An 11472-nucleotide genomic window follows, 5' to 3' on the forward strand; every position below is an offset into this window, starting at 1 on the left:
ATTGCCGCCATGAAGTTTATCATTAAATTGTTCCCAGAAATCACCATCAAAAGCCAATCTGTGCGTTTGCGCTTTATAAAAATTCTGACAGGGAACATTCGTAACGTTTTAAAGCACTACGATGAAGACCTTGCCGTTGTCCGTCACTGGGATCACGTTGAGGTTCGCGCTAAAGATGAAAGCCAGCGCCTGGACATTCGCGACGCGCTGACCCGTATTCCGGGGATCCACCACATTCTCGAAGTAGAAGACGTGCCGTTTACCGATATGCACGATATTTTCGAGAAAGCACTGGTGCAGTATCGCGACCAACTGGAAGGTAAAACCTTCTGCGTACGCGTTAAGCGTCGTGGTAAGCATGAGTTTAGCTCCATTGAGGTGGAACGTTATGTTGGCGGTGGACTGAACCAGCATATTGAATCCGCGCGCGTGAAGCTGACGAAGCCGGACGTGACGGTTAATCTTGAAATCGAAAACGACCGCCTGTTGCTGGTTAAAGGCCGCTATGAAGGTATTGGCGGTTTCCCGATTGGGACGCAGGAAGACGTACTGTCGCTGATCTCCGGTGGTTTCGACTCCGGCGTGTCCAGCTACATGCTGATGCGTCGTGGTTGCCGCGTGCACTACTGCTTCTTCAACCTGGGCGGGGCAGCGCATGAAATCGGCGTTCGCCAGGTGGCGCATTATCTATGGAACCGCTTTGGTAGCTCGCATCGCGTGCGTTTTGTTGCTATCAACTTTGAACCGGTGGTCGGTGAGATCCTGGAGAAAGTTGATGACGGCCAGATGGGCGTGGTTCTCAAGCGTATGATGGTTCGCGCGGCGTCGAAAGTCGCTGAGCGCTACGGCGTACAGGCGCTGGTAACCGGTGAAGCACTGGGCCAGGTGTCCAGTCAGACGCTGACCAACCTGCGTTTGATCGATAACGTATCAGACACCCTGATCCTGCGCCCACTTATCTCGCATGATAAAGAGCACATCATCAATCTGGCGCGTGAAATTGGCACCGAGGATTTTGCTCGTACCATGCCGGAATACTGCGGTGTAATTTCAAAAAGCCCGACGGTGAAAGCGATCAAATCGAAGATTGAGGCCGAAGAAGAAAACTTCGATTTCTCTATCCTCGATAAAGTGGTTGAAGAAGCGAATAATATTGATATTCGCGATATCGCCCAGCAGACGCAGCAAACCGTGGTAGAAGTGGAAACCGTGAGCGGTTTCGGCCCGAACGATGTGATCCTGGATATCCGTTCTGTGGATGAACAGGATGATAAACCGCTGAAGGTTGACGGCGTGGACGTCGTTTCTCTGCCGTTCTACAAGCTGAGCACCAAATTCGGCGATCTGGACCAGAGCAAAACCTGGCTGCTGTGGTGTGAACGCGGGGTGATGAGCCGCCTGCAGGCGCTTTATCTGCGCGAGCAGGGCTTTGAGAACGTGAAGGTGTATCGCCCGTAATTGAGTAAACACCGTGTTGTAGGCCGGATAAGGCGGTTACGCCGCCATCCGGCAATGCAACGATATTATTCAAAACGCACAGGAAGCGTCTTCCCGTTCGACTCCCAGACGCCTTGATAGACACCGTCTTTTAACTCCAGCGTTATCTTCTCTTGCGCTTGTTCAGCAGCAGATGTCTTCAGTTCATAATGTTGATTGTCGGCTGTATCGCATTTGCCGGTTAATTCAATCGGTGCGCCAAATTTCTGGTAAAAGTAAGCCCCTTCAAAAAAATCACCGTATTTGCAGTCCACCTTCAACACAATACGCATGCTTTTTCCCAGCGTGCCGTACATGACTTTGCCGTCAATGCCGGGCGCTGGGGAAACCTGTGTTGTACTCTTTGCTCCAGTCAGATACTGGCCGTACGGCGTGAGCCGATTTTGCAGTTCCGCGGTTGGGATTTTCGTGGTGAAATCACCCAACTCGTCGAGTGCGCGGCTGGCGTGGTTGCTACAGCGTCCGTTCAGGAAGGCCAGATGGTCTTTTTGCAGGGAGAATTTGTCGATGTAGTACAAACCGTCGGTGTAGGTTGCGCACGATGCGTAGAATTCGGCGTAGTTAAAAACTTCACCTTTCTCTTCTTTTATTTGTTCTGGTGTTTGCGATTTATGCGCATCAACAAATGTGTCGATTTGGCCACGGATATCTTTTCTGATGCGAGTATTTAATTCGGCCATCGTAGAACGGGAAAAGAGGTCGTTGAGGGTAATTGCCGCGCCGTTGGCTAAATCGAAGCTGAGCGGTACATTGTACGATTCGCAATACGCTCCGCAACCTTCGACAAACATATTCATGGTCAGGATTTTTTCGTCGCGAAATTCAACCGTGTAGTTAAGGTTTGCGGTGGGATTCATGGCTGATTTCGCAAACTGGTTTACTGTGGCCTGCGGAGTATTACCCGGTAGCTGATTGATAAAGGTTGCGAAAATATAATCGTTAATACGTTTCGCAACCTTGGGGTTATCCGTCGAGGAAAACCATGGCACGCGATATTGCATTTCAGTGCTTCCGGGATAGCGATACTCAATACTCTTTATGTCGAGTTGCGTCGCTGTGGCATAACCGGAAAGGAGCAATAAAGCCACTCCACTCAGATATCCTTTCATTATGATTCCTTATAAGGGAGTGGCCTGAAGATTTACTCGTAGTAGTTATAGATTCCCGCTGCCATCACCAGTTGTGATGCAACTTCGTAAGCCTTTTCACGACTGACCAGAAGATCAATGATTTTCAAACCGAAATCGATTGAGGTTCCCGGTCCCTGGCTGGTTAACAGGTTGACGCGCGGATCCCATACGACGCGCTTGTCCTGCCATTGATCAGCGGGGATTTGGTCTTTCAGCGCCGGAAAACCGGTCATGTTACCGATGGGGAAAATATCGTGCGGGACGAGGACGGTGGCAGCCGCGGCACAGATTGCCGCGACAATGCGTCCGGAGCGATGAAACTGCTTCACGGTTTCGACCAGCAGAGGGCTGTCGCGAAAACACTCGGCGCCTTTAATACCGCCCGGCAGTACGATAATGTCGAAATCGCCGTCAGCAACTTCGACTAATGGCGCATCCGCCAGCAGTTTCACACCGCGCGAGCACACGATCGTCAGGTTGCCATCGCTGGCGACGCTGGCGGTTGTGACCTTAATTCCGCCGCGAACCAGTAGATCGATAGTAGTAACCGCTTCGGTTTCTTCACTACCAGGGGCGAGACATACCAGTGCTTGAGCGCTCATACTCACTTTCCTTTCTTTTAACCATTTCAAACAGGCGGGCATTTTCCGGAACGGCGATGCCGTGCGCGCGTGCACGTTTTAACAAATAACCGGTAATGTAGTCGATCTCGGTATGACGCATGGCGCGAATGTCCTGCAGCATAGATGAGATATTTTCCGCCGTACTGTCAATCACTTGCTCGACATAATAGCGTAAATCATCCGCTGATGTGTGGTGGCCTTCGCGTTCGATCACCGCTGCTACTTCCTCGCAGATGAGCGCTATTTTTTCCGGATGATGGCGTAACTCACCGTTTGGGCAATCCCATAATGCGGTCAGCGGGTTAATGACGCAGTTGACGGCCAGCTTGCGCCAAAGCTCGGCGCGAATAGTGTTATGCCAGGCGACGTCCGGCAGCACCTCTTGCAGGGTTTCAGCCAGATAGCTGAAATCGCCGTCTTGCTCACGCGCCGGCCCAATACGCGTTGTTCCCTGAGCGACATGAATGATGACGTTCCCGTCACGGCGTGCTGCGTGGGTGGTGGTTCCCATCAGCAAGGGTTGCTTAATGTTATGTAACTCTTCAATCGTCCCCATGCCGTTGTGAATAAGCAGAATGGGCGTGGTTTCAGGCAGAATTGCAGACAGGCCTTTTACCGCATCAGAAACCTGCCAGGCCTTCAGGGTGACTAGCAGCAGGTCACTTTTTGCCAAAAAGTCGGGGTCATTTGCCGTCAGGGATTCATTAAAAACTGAGCCATCCGTGTCGATCAGGTTTACGCTGCAGTAGGGTTGCGGTACGCGCAGCCACCCTTGCACCTCATGTCCATGTTTGCACAGCGCTGTAAGCCATAGCTGTCCTAACGCTCCACATCCCAGTACGGTAATTTTCATTCTTCCTCCTCACCTGCAACAGCACCAGGTGTTAATCCATATCGACCGCACCCTATTATTGTTCGCAGATGTCGCTACCACGTACAATGAAAGGATACAGCCTAGTATAGCGCTGTCTGTTGAGTAACTTTGCAGGTATTATGCTTCGCATCAAAAATGAAGGGAGAGGAAAAGATGCCATCTTTCGATATTGTCTCTGAAGTTGATCTTCAGGAAGCCCGTAACGCGGTGGATAACGCCAGCCGTGAAGTCGAGTCACGCTTTGATTTTCGTGGCGTTGAAGCCACTTTTGAGCTGAATGAGTCAAATAAGACGATTAAGGTGCTGAGCGAGTCTGATTTTCAGGTTAATCAGCTGCTGGATATTTTGCGTGCCAAGCTGCTGAAACGCGGTATTGAAGGCACCTCGCTGGACGTACCAGAAACTTTCGTGCACAGTGGTAAAACCTGGTTTGTTGAAGCTAAGCTGAAGCAGGGCATTGAAAGCGCGGTGCAAAAGAAAATCGTTAAGCTGATCAAAGACAGCAAGCTGAAGGTGCAGGCGCAGATTCAGGGCGAAGAAATTCGTGTGACCGGTAAGGCGCGTGACGATCTGCAATCCGTCATGGCGCTGGTTCGCGGTGGCGATCTCGGCCAGCCATTCCAGTTTAAAAACTTCCGCGATTAAGTCGTAATGCCTGATCCGGCCTACAGGTCGCACACGCTATTTGTAGGCCGGACGAGACGTTAGTTACCATCCGGTAATCATCACGTCTGGCTGATGGCCTGCTCAACCTCAAATCGATTGGTGACTTTGCTGTCGATTTTCACGTAGGCCGAATGCTCTTTCACCACAATTAACACTTCGCTTATTCCTTCTTTTGCCAGCAGGCGCTGCTTTAACGTGTCATCTGCGGCAATTTCTGGTGGAATTTCCACACGCAGGCTGCTGACATATGGCGGCTCTTTCATTGTGCTTGCCACAATCAACCAAACTGCCGCCAGCAGCGCACCGGCCAGAAATACGGCCTGACCATCAAACATTTCAACCACCCAACCGCCGAGCGAACCGCCAATCGCCACGCCAAGAAACTGGCTGGTGGAGTAAACACCCATTGCCGTGCCTTTGTAACCCGCAGGCGATTCTTTGCTGATAAGCGAGGGGAGGAGAGCTTCCATCAGGTTGAAGGCGAGGAAGAAAATCTGCACGCCCGCAATCAGACCCCAGAAACGAATGTTAGCGCTCCACAATACAATCTCTGCAATAAGGATTAGTAACACGCAGGCGAGGAACACGCGTTTCATCTTGCGCTTCACTTCGGCGTAAATGATGAACGGCACCACGGAAACAAAGGATAGCAGCATCGTCACCAGATAAATTTTCCAGTGTTCTGCGGCGGGGAAACCGGCTTTCGCCAGTTGTCCTGGTAACGCGACGAAAGTGGACATCAGCAAAATGTGCAGGCACATAATGCCGAAATTGAGCTTCAGCAGTTTGGGCTCCGCCAGCACTTTGCTGAAGCTATCTTTTACCATGCCCGATTCACGGTTTAGTACGTGGCTGGTGCTATTGGGAACGACCCAAATGGTCAGCACGATACCCGTGGTAGCAAGGGCGGCAATCATCCAGAACAGCGCGTGGAGCCCCAGCGCATGGGTAACGATTGGCCCCAGCACCATCGCAATGGCAAAGGTGATACCAAAGCTGACGCCGATAAACGCCATCGCTTTGGTGCGGTTTTGCTCGCGGGTTAAGTCGGAAAGCAGCGCCATCACGGCCGCGGCAATTGCTCCGGAACCTTGCAATGCGCGACCAAGAATAATGCCCCAGATTGAATCGGAGAGGGCAGCAATCACGCTGCCGAGAACGAATACCGCCAGTCCGCCGACAATAAGCGGCTTACGACCAATGCGGTCAGAGAGCAGACCAAAGGGGATCTGGAAGACGGCTTGCGCCAGGCCGTAAATGCCGATGGCAAGGCCAATCAACGCTTCGCTGGCGCCCTGTAGCGCCATACCGTACGTGGTCAGAACCGGTAGAACCATAAACATGCCAAGCATGCGCAACGAGAATACGGTCCCTAAACCCCAGGTGGCGCGCAACTCACCGGGCGTCATTTTGTAATCGTTCATTCCCACCTCTGTATTAATTTCGCGCCTAGTGTAAAGCGCTAAGCAGGCTGGGTAAATATGCGCTTTATTAACAAATGTTGGGGTTGTGAGGGGAGTCGGCTGGAAACGAAAATGCCGGATGACGATACTCACGTATCTTATCCGGCCTACAAGCAATGTGCTTTTTTGTAGGCCGGATAAGGCGTCAGCCGCCATCCGGCATAGAAGATGTGACGATTAACTTACCAGACGTAAGTCAGCAGGTTCTGCGAGTTTGGCACCATAAAGTCGACGGACATCATCACGGAAAGCGCGGTAATGGCGATGATGGAGAAACCGAACAGCTTGCGCGCCCAGACTTTGTCATCTTCCACTTTATAACCGCGCAGCGCCATGCCCAACCACCAGACGCTCACCGCCGCAGCAACAATCAGGTATTTATAACCTGCATAGCCGCCCAGGGTTAGCATCAGCGTGGCGATAGCAAATGCGATGATATACAGCGTGATATGGTTTTTCGCGACGGAAATACCTTTCACCACCGGCAGTACCGGGATGTTGGCAGCCTGATAATCCTTAAAGCGGAAAATCGCAATCGCGTAAGAGTGCGGCATCTGCCACAGGCTGAAAATAGCCAGCAGAATCAGCGCACCGCTATCGAACTCACCGGTTACGGCGCAGTAGCCAATCACCGGCGGCGCAGCGCCGGAGAGTGAGCCAATCAGCGTGCCATAAACGGAATGGCGCTTCATGTACAGGCTATAGACGCCCACATAGACCACGAAGCCCATTACCCCCAGCCAGCAGGCCAGAGGGTTCGCGCCAAACCACAGCAGCATAAAGCCAGCAATACCCAGCAGGGTGGCGTATACCAGTGAGACCGCAGGGGAAATCAGACCTTTAACCAGCACGCGGTTTTTGGTCCTCTCCATCTTCCTGTCGATATCCCTGTCGATGTAGTTGTTAAATACACAACCCGACGCCACAACCAGTGACACCCCAACCAGCGTGTAGATAAACAGGGGATAATCAATGCTGCCTTTCGAGGCCAGCAGGAACCCCCCAATCACCGAGATCAGGTTGCCAAAGATGATGCCTGGTTTCGTTACTTGCAGGTATTGCTTAAACATCATAATCGCCGCTCTTAGTGCATCATCATGTTGTAGTTAAGGTTCCACATAATCCAGATGGAGCCCACAACCAGGATGGCGATGATTAGCACAGTAAAGACAAAGGCCGTCATGTTCCAACCTTCATCAGATTTGCTATTCATGTGCAGGAAGCACACCAGGTGCACCAGAATCTGTACCACTGCCATTGCCAGAATAGTTCCCAGAATGACGGCCGGAGAGGCAGAACCTGTCATCACCATCCAGAACGGAATGACCGTCAGGATGATCGACAGGATAAAACCTGTCATGTAGGTTTTTACGCTGCCATGGGATGCGCCGCCGCTCTCGTTAGCATGACTCATTACATCGCCCCCATCAGATAAACAACAGTGAACACACAGATCCATACCACATCCAGGAAGTGCCAGAACAGGCTCAGGCACATGATGCGGGTACGGTTAGTACTGGTCAGGCCGCGACGAGCGACTTGCACCATCAGAACCGCCATCCAGATAAGACCGGAGGTGACGTGCAGACCGTGCGTGCCGACCAGCGCGAAGAACGCAGACAGGAAACCGCTACGATCCGGGCCCATGCCGTTAACAATCAGGTGATGGAATTCATAGAGTTCCATCCCGATGAATCCGGCACCGAACAAGAAGGTCAACGCCAGCCAGGAGATAACCTGGCTCTTGTTGTTCTTGTACATGGCAATCGCTGCCATGCCGTAAGTAATGGAGCTGAATAACAGCAGGAATGTTTCAACCAGAACGAACGGCAGTTCAAAAATGTCTTTACCTGTTGGGCCACCTGCGGTGCCGTTCACCAGAACGGCATAGGTTGCAAACAGAATAGAGAACAGAATGCAGTCGCTCATCAGGTAGACCCAGAATCCGAAGATCTTGGTCTGGCCTGCATCGTGGTGCCCGTGTTCGTGCGCGTGGGCAGTCGCGTGCGTTAAAGTATCAGTTGCCATTTTTCAGCCCTGCCTTAGTAATCTCATCGAAATGCTGGTTTTCCAGTTTTTCGACTTCCGGGACCGGCACGTAGTAATCCACGTCTTCATCAAAGCTTTTCACAATCCAGCTGATGATCATGCCTGCGAAGCTTGCAATCGCCAGCCACCAGATATGCCAGATCATGGCGAAACCAAACAGTGTTGCGAAGGCGGTAATGACGATACCGGCACCGCTGTTCTTCGGCATATGAATTTCTTCATAGTGCGCAGGCTGCTTGTACGCTTCACCTTTTTCTTTCATTTCCCAGAAGGCATCACGCTCGTGAACGTGCGGCACAACGGCAAAGTTATAGAACGGAGGCGGGGAAGATGTTGCCCACTCCAGCGTACGACCACCCCATGGGTCACCGGTCAGGTCACGGTTCTGCTCGCGGTCGCGAATAGAAACGTAGATCTGAATCAGCTGGCACAGGATACCCAATGCAATCAGCGCGGCACCGCAGGCGGCAACGACCAGCATCGGATGGAACTGCGGGTCAATCTGCTGGCTGAGGCGACGGGTCATACCCATGAAGCCCAGCACGTACAGCGGCATAAATGCCACGAAGAAGCCGATGATCCAGAACCAGAATGCGCGTTTACCCCAGGTTTCGTTCAGCGTGAAGCCAAACGCTTTTGGCCACCAGTAGGTCATACCTGCGAAGCAGCCAAATACGACGCCGCCGATGATAACGTTATGGAAGTGCGCAATCAGGAACAGACTGTTGTGCAGTACGAAGTCTGCACCCGGAACCGCCAGCAGTACGCCGGTCATGCCGCCGACTGAGAAGGTCACGATAAAGCCAATCGTCCACAGCATCGCTGAGTGGAATACGATACGGCCCTGATACATGGTGAACAGCCAGTTGAAGATCTTCACCCCGGTCGGGATGGCGATAATCATGGTGGTAATACCGAAGAAGGCGTTTACGTTAGCGCCTGCACCCATGGTGAAGAAGTGGTGCAGCCAAACAACGAACGACAGAACGGTGATACACACGGTTGCCCACACCAGCGAGGTGTAACCAAACAGACGTTTACGTGAGAAGGTTGCTGCGATTTCGGAGAACACCCCGAAGACCGGCAGAACCAGGATATACACTTCCGGATGGCCCCAGGCCCAAATCAGGTTGATGTACATCATCATGTTGCCGCCCATATCGTTGGTAAAGAAATGGGTACCCAGATAGCGATCCAGGGTCAGCAACGCGACGGTAACCGTCAGGATTGGGAAAGAAGCGATAATCAGGATGTTCGCGCACAGAGACGCCCAGCTGAATACCGGCATCTTGAACATGGTCATTCCTGGTGCACGCATCTTAATGATGGTCACAAAGAAGTTGATACCGGTCAGGGTTGTACCAATACCGGACAACTGGACTGCCCATATCCAATAATCGACCCCGACGCTTGGACTGTACTCTATTCCCGAGAGCGGCGGATACGCCAGCCAACCGGTCTGCGCGAATTCACCCACGCCCAGAGACAGGTTAACCAGGATTACGCCGACAACGGTGAACCAGAAGCTCAGGTTGTTCAGGAACGGGAATGCAACGTCACGTGCACCGATCTGCAGTGGAACCACCAGGTTCATCAGACCGATAACAAATGGCATTGCCACGAAGAAGATCATAATCACGCCGTGAGCCGTGAAGATCTGATCGTAGTGGTGAGGTGGCAAGAAGCCCGCTTCACCTGCAGAAGCCAGCGCTTGCTGACTACGCATCATGATGGCGTCGGCAAAGCCACGAATCAACATGACGATTGCAACAATGACATACATGATGCCAAGGCGTTTGTGGTCAACCGAAGTCAGCCACTCTTTCCACAGGTAGGTCCACTTACCGAAGTAAGTGATTAGGCCCAGTAAGGCCGCACCACCGATGATAATGGCAGCGATCGTAACCATGACAATGGGTTCATGGAACGGCACTGCATCCAGCGTCAATTTTCCGAACATCGTATTCTTCCTCGGCCCCTTAGTGAGCGGATTCCGCGTGGCTCATGTCCATGCCTTCCATGCCTTCGTGTGCGTTGTGCTCACCTTCGGGTTGGGTCATGTCCATGCTCTTACCGTGAGCCATAAATTTGTTAATAACATCTTTAAACAAATCGGGTTTCACGTTGGAGAAGTATTCCACCTGGTTGTATTCGCTTGGCACAGCCACTTTCTCGAACGCAGCCATGTCGCTCATGGTGTTCGTGGACTGTTTAGCTTTAGCAACCCATTGGTCGAATTCGGCGCGGTCCTTTGTTGCGATAGCCTTGAACTTCATACCGGAGAAGCCTGGTCCGCTATAGCTTGCGGAGATACCATCATAAGTACCGACTTCGTTGGCGATCAGATGCAGTCGAGTCTGCATGCCGGCCATGGCATAAATCTGGCTACCCAGACGCGGGATAAAGAAGGAGTTCATCACGGAGTTGGATGTCACTTTGAACTCAACCGGAGTATTCGCCGGGAAGGCGATTTCATTCACGGTAGCGATACCCTGTTCCGGATAGATGAAGAACCATTTCCAGTCCATGGAAACCACTTCGATGGTAATGGGCTTCTCGTCATGCGCCAGCGGTTTGCTTGGCTCAAGAGCGTGAGTGGTTTTCCAGGTCAGAACGGCAAGGAAAATGATGATTAAGATCGGCACCGTCCAGACCACAGCTTCCACTTTATTGGAGTGTGACCAGTTCGGGCTGTACTTCGCATCTTTATTGCTTGCACGATACTTCCAGGCAAAACCAACAGCCATCAAGATGGCAGGAATAACGACAATCAACATCAGGCCAAATGCCGTCAGTATCAGTGAACGTTGTTCCAGTCCAATCTGTCCTTTAGGGTCAAGCAGCGCAGAATTACAGCCACTGAGTAACGCAGTGCCTGCAATTAATGACAACCATCCCAAACTTTTATTGTATTTCCTGAGTCTCATTTAACGACCTCAATTCCACGGGACCGGGTGGCGTTTAAAGTGTGAGGGCATTTTACGGGAAGGTTACATTACTGTAAACATCCTTGGATCTGTGTTACTGGGTTCTGCCGTGCATGTCACATATGTTGCAATATATGTCGCTTTGACTTTAAGAACCTGTTGCAACATCACGTTATAACGAAAGCAGGCAGGTAGGGGACAGGCTGAGGGCAATTGGTATAACCAATACGAAAATAAAACAAT

Annotated in this window: 11 protein-coding genes; 2 read left to right on the forward strand and 9 right to left on the reverse strand. The window is 51.7% G+C overall.

Annotated elements, in window-relative coordinates:
* Positions 1-9: 9 nt before the first annotated feature.
* Positions 10-1458 (forward strand): tRNA uracil 4-sulfurtransferase ThiI, encoded by a 1449-nt coding sequence (gene thiI, locus OGV89_RS17675; protein ID WP_003835961.1) that lies wholly within the window; start codon positions 10-12, stop codon positions 1456-1458.
* 65 nt (positions 1459-1523) lie between these two features.
* On the opposite strand, the gene OGV89_RS17680 is transcribed toward thiI, so the two are convergent.
* Genes OGV89_RS17680 through panE form a run of 3 tightly spaced genes read right to left on the reverse strand, consistent with a single transcriptional unit; the run spans position 1524 to position 4103 of the window.
* Positions 1524-2606, reverse strand: a complete 1083-nt coding sequence (locus OGV89_RS17680) for a hypothetical protein (RefSeq protein ID WP_032941217.1) — start codon at positions 2604-2606, stop codon at positions 1524-1526.
* Between the two features lie 32 nt (positions 2607-2638).
* Complete coding sequence (gene yajL, locus OGV89_RS17685) at positions 2639-3229, reverse strand: protein deglycase YajL (protein WP_003847587.1); 591 nt, start codon at positions 3227-3229, stop codon at positions 2639-2641.
* Positions 3192-4103 carry a 2-dehydropantoate 2-reductase gene (gene panE, locus OGV89_RS17690; RefSeq protein WP_003021593.1) on the reverse strand — a complete coding sequence of 304 codons (912 nt, stop codon included), beginning with the start codon at positions 4101-4103 and terminating at the stop codon, positions 3192-3194. The genes yajL and panE overlap by 38 nt, the downstream gene beginning before the upstream one ends.
* A gap of 174 nt (positions 4104-4277) precedes the next feature.
* Here panE and OGV89_RS17695 point away from each other — a divergent pair, with 174 nt between their 5' ends.
* The gene (locus OGV89_RS17695) at positions 4278-4769 is read left to right on the forward strand and encodes a YajQ family cyclic di-GMP-binding protein (protein ID WP_003831002.1); all 492 of its coding nucleotides are present in this window, start codon (positions 4278-4280) and stop codon (positions 4767-4769) included.
* A gap of 80 nt (positions 4770-4849) precedes the next feature.
* On the opposite strand, the gene OGV89_RS17700 is transcribed toward OGV89_RS17695, so the two are convergent.
* The 6 genes from OGV89_RS17700 to cyoA form a co-directional block, all read right to left on the reverse strand.
* Positions 4850-6214: an MFS transporter gene (locus OGV89_RS17700; protein WP_286559045.1), complete on the reverse strand. Its 1365-nt coding sequence runs from the start codon at positions 6212-6214 to the stop codon at positions 4850-4852.
* Positions 6215-6435: 221 nt separating this feature from the next.
* A complete protein-coding gene (cyoE, locus tag OGV89_RS17705) occupies positions 6436-7326 on the reverse strand; it encodes a heme o synthase (protein WP_003835956.1) in 891 nt (296 codons plus the stop codon).
* A gap of 11 nt (positions 7327-7337) precedes the next feature.
* Complete coding sequence (locus OGV89_RS17710; RefSeq protein WP_003021607.1) at positions 7338-7667, reverse strand: cytochrome o ubiquinol oxidase subunit IV; 330 nt, start codon at positions 7665-7667, stop codon at positions 7338-7340.
* Entirely contained in the window at positions 7667-8281 is a 615-nt protein-coding gene (locus OGV89_RS17715) for a cytochrome o ubiquinol oxidase subunit III (protein WP_003831007.1), read from the reverse strand. Before OGV89_RS17715 ends, OGV89_RS17710 begins: the two co-directional genes overlap by 1 nt.
* A complete protein-coding gene (cyoB, locus tag OGV89_RS17720; protein ID WP_003021610.1) occupies positions 8271-10262 on the reverse strand; it encodes a cytochrome o ubiquinol oxidase subunit I in 1992 nt (663 codons plus the stop codon). The genes OGV89_RS17715 and cyoB overlap by 11 nt, the downstream gene beginning before the upstream one ends.
* Before the next feature lie 19 nt (positions 10263-10281).
* Positions 10282-11229 carry a cytochrome o ubiquinol oxidase subunit II gene (gene cyoA / locus OGV89_RS17725; RefSeq protein WP_003021613.1) on the reverse strand — a complete coding sequence of 316 codons (948 nt, stop codon included), beginning with the start codon at positions 11227-11229 and terminating at the stop codon, positions 10282-10284.
* Positions 11230-11472: the final 243 nt, after the last annotated feature.

Origin of the sequence: Citrobacter sp. Cf125 (genome assembly GCF_030333935.1) — a bacterium.
Lineage (GTDB): Bacteria > Pseudomonadota > Gammaproteobacteria > Enterobacterales > Enterobacteriaceae > Citrobacter > Citrobacter freundii.

What these genes read in the sequence shown, in the direction of transcription:
- thiI (WP_003835961.1), top strand. Translation starts at nt 10, where the DNA reads ATGAAGTTTATCATTAAATTGTTCCCAGAAATCACCATCAAAAGCCAA.
- OGV89_RS17680 (WP_032941217.1), bottom strand. Translation starts at nt 2,606, where the DNA reads ATGAAAGGATATCTGAGTGGAGTGGCTTTATTGCTCCTTTCCGGTTAT.
- yajL (WP_003847587.1), bottom strand. Translation starts at nt 3,229, where the DNA reads ATGAGCGCTCAAGCACTGGTATGTCTCGCCCCTGGTAGTGAAGAAACC.
- panE (WP_003021593.1), bottom strand. Translation starts at nt 4,103, where the DNA reads ATGAAAATTACCGTACTGGGATGTGGAGCGTTAGGACAGCTATGGCTT.
- OGV89_RS17695 (WP_003831002.1), top strand. Translation starts at nt 4,278, where the DNA reads ATGCCATCTTTCGATATTGTCTCTGAAGTTGATCTTCAGGAAGCCCGT.
- OGV89_RS17700 (WP_286559045.1), bottom strand. Translation starts at nt 6,214, where the DNA reads ATGAACGATTACAAAATGACGCCCGGTGAGTTGCGCGCCACCTGGGGT.
- cyoE (WP_003835956.1), bottom strand. Translation starts at nt 7,326, where the DNA reads ATGATGTTTAAGCAATACCTGCAAGTAACGAAACCAGGCATCATCTTT.
- OGV89_RS17710 (WP_003021607.1), bottom strand. Translation starts at nt 7,667, where the DNA reads ATGAGTCATGCTAACGAGAGCGGCGGCGCATCCCATGGCAGCGTAAAA.
- OGV89_RS17715 (WP_003831007.1), bottom strand. Translation starts at nt 8,281, where the DNA reads ATGGCAACTGATACTTTAACGCACGCGACTGCCCACGCGCACGAACAC.
- cyoB (WP_003021610.1), bottom strand. Translation starts at nt 10,262, where the DNA reads ATGTTCGGAAAATTGACGCTGGATGCAGTGCCGTTCCATGAACCCATT.
- cyoA (WP_003021613.1), bottom strand. Translation starts at nt 11,229, where the DNA reads ATGAGACTCAGGAAATACAATAAAAGTTTGGGATGGTTGTCATTAATT.